Origin of the sequence: Arthrobacter sp. (assembly GCF_030540645.1) — a bacterium.
Lineage (GTDB): Bacteria > Actinomycetota > Actinomycetes > Actinomycetales > Micrococcaceae > Specibacter.
This window is the reverse complement of sequence record NZ_JAUNVV010000022.1, coordinates 41,101-44,155: the sequence shown is the minus strand read 5'-3', so window position 1 is coordinate 44,155 and position 3,055 is coordinate 41,101. Positions and strand designations below refer to the sequence as shown.

General features: G+C 68.5%; 3 protein-coding genes. All 3 read right to left on the bottom strand.

The window, feature by feature from the left end; translation table 11 throughout:
- Window positions 1-826 (bottom strand): cytochrome P450 (locus Q4P21_RS06405; RefSeq protein WP_303387967.1); only part of this gene is annotated, 826 nt, incomplete at its 3' end.
- Complete coding sequence (locus Q4P21_RS06400) at window positions 823-2,061, bottom strand: 8-amino-7-oxononanoate synthase (RefSeq protein ID WP_369598868.1); 1,239 nt, start codon at window positions 2,059-2,061, stop codon at window positions 823-825. The genes Q4P21_RS06400 and Q4P21_RS06405, both read right to left, overlap by 4 nt.
- Window positions 2,061-3,055: aminotransferase class III-fold pyridoxal phosphate-dependent enzyme (locus Q4P21_RS06395; RefSeq protein WP_303387966.1), on the bottom strand; the 995-nt coding region annotated here is incomplete at its 5' end. The genes Q4P21_RS06400 and Q4P21_RS06395, both read right to left, overlap by 1 nt.

Here is a 3,055-nt window from a genome sequence, read left to right as displayed (position 1 = left end):
CTGCCGGCAGCAGCACGCCGTCCAGCACCGTGTCGCGCAGCGCGGCCCTGCGCCACGTGTGCACCGAGGATTCCGTGGCCAGTACGCCCCTCACGTGCTGCTCCGCCAGTGCAGGCTCGGCAAGCTCCGCCCAAGGCTGTCCCGCCGCCAACCCCGTTGACCCAATGCCCCGGTACAGCGCCGTATTGATCAGCTGTGAGGTGGTTTCCTGCCCGGCAATGACCAGAAAATAGCCCAGCGAGCACACTTCGGCACTGCTCAATCCCGCAGCCAACAACACCCCAAACAGGGAATCCGAGCCGCGGCTGGCGGCCACTTCCGCGCGCAGCCAGCCATAAAAGGCGGCTGCGCTGTGGGCCAGTTCCAGCTGCCGGGCGTGATCCGGCCAGCCCCAAAACAGTTCAAGCGAGTCACGGCTCCACGTTTTCAGTTCGTCCAGCGGAGGATTGGCCTGCCCTGTCAGTTCCGCCATGATGACGGGCGGGACATGCATGGCCACGGAACTTGCCAGATCCACCGGGCCCGCCTCCAGGGCAGCAGCTGTGTGCGCCAACTGTGCCCTGGCAATTTCCCGCACCCGGGGCGTGACGGCTGCAACCTTGGCCGGGGTGAAGAATCGGGTCACCACACTGCGCACGGCCCGGTGTCCCTCCCCCGTTGCGGATGCCAGGACAGGCGGCAGCGCGAATTTCGCCTTGCTGAGTATGCGCAAGGTGGCCGGGGCCAGCGGGACCACCGAGGTTAACGCGTTTGTCGGGGCAAAGTCCTCGGTGCGGCGCATGACTTCCCTGGCCAGGGCCGGTGTTTCCACCACGTGGTAGTTCACAGTTGCTTTCCTTCAAGGGATGGGTTGGTGGCTGGGAGTGCCCCGGACAGTGGGCTTCGGCCGGGGGCGGGCAGCACGTGGCGCAACAGCCGGGCGGCATCGTCCAACTGGCTCGGGGACAGGTCGGCCCGGGCGGTCAGGCGGAGGCGGGAGACGCCGTCGGGCACGCTGGGCGGACGGAAGCAGCCCACCAGCATTCCGGCATCACGCAACTGCCCCGCCACGGAAACAGCCTGCTCGGCGGAAGCCATGGGAATGGATTGCACGGCACCCGGCGAGCCCGTGATGCCGGCCATTCCAGCCAGCCGGGCAGCGCTCACGTGCAACCTGGCGGCAAGGGCCGGCTCGGCAAGGATGATGCGCGCGGCCTCCGCGGCTGACGCGGCGGGCGCCGGGGCCAGAGCCGTGTCGAAGATGAACGGGCGCGCTGAATTGACCAGGTGTTCGCGCAGTTCCGGTGGCCCCAACACGGCCCCGCCTTGGGAGCCCAGCGCCTTGGACAGCGTCACGGTGAGCACCACATGCGGTGCCGCGGCAAGCCCGGCCGCATGCACGGCACCGCGACCGCCCCCGGCAACTCCGATCCCATGCGCCTCATCCACCAGCAGCCACGCATCGTGGGCGGCGCAGGCCTCGGCAAGGACCGTTAGTTCCGCGGCGTCACCCAGCACCGAATACAGGGATTCAACGACGACGACGGCGCGCGGCACCATGCGCGCGGCCAGCGCCGCCCGCACAGCCTCGACATCCCCGTGCGGGACGATGACGACAGGCGAGCGGGAGAGCCGTGCGGCGTCGTGCAGCGAGGCATGCACGTGCGCATCGAGAACAAGGAGGGTGCCCGGCCCACCCAAGGCCGTGAGCACGCCAAGATTGGCCAGATAACCGGAGGAAAAGGGCAGCGCAGTCTCGGCCCCCGTCAGCTGGCACAGGGCATTTTCCAGCTCCGCATGCACTGCCAGCATGCCGCATACCACTGGCGAGGCACGTGATCCCGAACCGTGGCGCAGCACAGCCGCGATGGCAGCGGAGGTCAGCCGCGGGTCGCGGGAAAGGCCCAGATAGTCGTTGGATGCCAGATCCAGCACCCGCCCGGTAGGCAACGGTGCAGCGCGCCGGACCAATCCGCGGCTCTCACGCACCTTGGCCCGGCTGTGCAGCCACTGCTCCATCGCGCCGCTGTTGGACGCATCCGGGCCGGGCACACCGGCGTCGTCCGTGGTGAAGGCAGTCATCAGCAGTGCACCTGTTCCACCGCGGCGCACAGGCCGGCACCGATGGCGGCAAGGTCCTCGGCGGTGCTGATGTAAGGAGGCATGGTGTAGACGAGGTTGCGGAAGGGTCGAACCCAGACGCCGTGGTGCACTGCGGCGCGGGTCAGCGCGGGAACGTCCACAGGCGTGTCCAGTTCGATGACGCCCACTCCCCCGAGCACCCGCACGTCCAAGACCCCCGGCAGTGTGGCTGCCGGGGCAAGCGCCACCCCCAGGCCGGCCTGCAGCGCAGACACCTGCGGGCGCCACGGCGTGCTCTCCAGCAGCTTCAGCGAAGCCACAGCCACGGCACAGGCCAGCGGATTGGCCATGAACGTGGGCCCGTGCAGCAGCGCGCGTAGGGGTGAGGCCTTGATGGTGGCGGCCACCTCGGAGGAACACAGCATGGCCGCCAGCGTCAGGTACCCGCCCGTCAGCGCCTTGCCCACGCACATGATGTCAGGGACCACCGACGCCCAGTGGCTCGCAAAGAGCTCCCCCGTGCGGCCAAAGCCGGTGGCGATCTCATCCACAATCAGGAGCAGGCCGTGCTCGGTGGCCACGCGACGGGCTGCGGCCAGGCACTCAGGAGCGTAGATGTACATGCCGCCAGCACCCTGCAGCACAGGTTCCAGCACAATGGCGGCCAGTTCGCCAGCATGTGCCGCCACGGTTTCCTCCAGCAACTGCACCCATGCCGCAACTTCAGCCGGGTCGGAGACCAGCATGCCGTCGACGAGCCGGGCTTGCGGGGGCCGGGGCAGAAACCGCTGCTGTGCCACAAGATGCGGGAATTGGGCGTGCATGCCGTCGACGGGGTCGCACACGCTCATCGCGGCAAACGTGTCGCCGTGGTAGCCTCCGCGCAAAGCCAGGAAGTGGCCGCGTCCAGGGTGCCCGGCGGCCGCCTGGTACTGCACGGCCAGCTTCAGCGCCACTTCAACGGACACGGAACCCGAGTCGGCAAAGAACACAT